A 608-nucleotide genomic window follows, 5' to 3' on the forward strand; every position below is an offset into this window, starting at 1 on the left:
GTCTGGGTGAACTCGGCGGCGCTCGCCCGCGCCGGGATCGCCCGCGACACGGAGTCACCCTCGGGCGGGGTGATCGAGACCGACGGCGCGGGGGAACCCACCGGCATCCTGAAGGAGACGGCACAGGCGCTCGTCCAGCGGCTGGTGCCGCCCGCGACCGTGGCCCAGCGCAAGGAGGCGATCCGGTCGGCCGTGGCGGCGCTGCACGCCGAGGGCATCACCAGCTTCACGGAGCCCGGCCTCGGCCCGGGCGGCGCCGAGATCCTCGGCGGCGGGCTCGACACCGGCACCCTGCACGCCTACGTCGAGTTGGCCAGGGCCGGCCAACTGGCCTCACGGGTACGGGTGTTGTTGCTGCCCGCGCCCATGGGCGGCTCGGCGGCCGACGTGACCACCGGCCTGCGCGGGCTCGCCCTGCCGCGTGACGTGGACGAACGGCGGCTCGCCGCGATCGGGGTCAAGGTGTTCGCCGACGGGGTGCCGCCGAACGAGACGGCCTGGATGCACGAGCCCTACCCCGGGGGCGGCCACGGGGCGCTGTGCGTACACGGCGCCGACGCCGGCCTCAAGCAGGCCGAGCTCGCCGAGATGATCCGGGTGGCGCACAC

1 protein-coding gene is annotated in these 608 nt (G+C 75.5%); it reads left to right on the plus strand.

What is annotated here, in order from left to right:
• The coding region (locus tag KUM32_RS35470) for an amidohydrolase family protein (RefSeq protein ID WP_217146044.1) at nt 1–608 on the plus strand (608 nt) is incomplete at both ends.

The sequence above is a fragment of the Streptomyces sp. AC627_RSS907 genome (assembly GCF_019049165.1).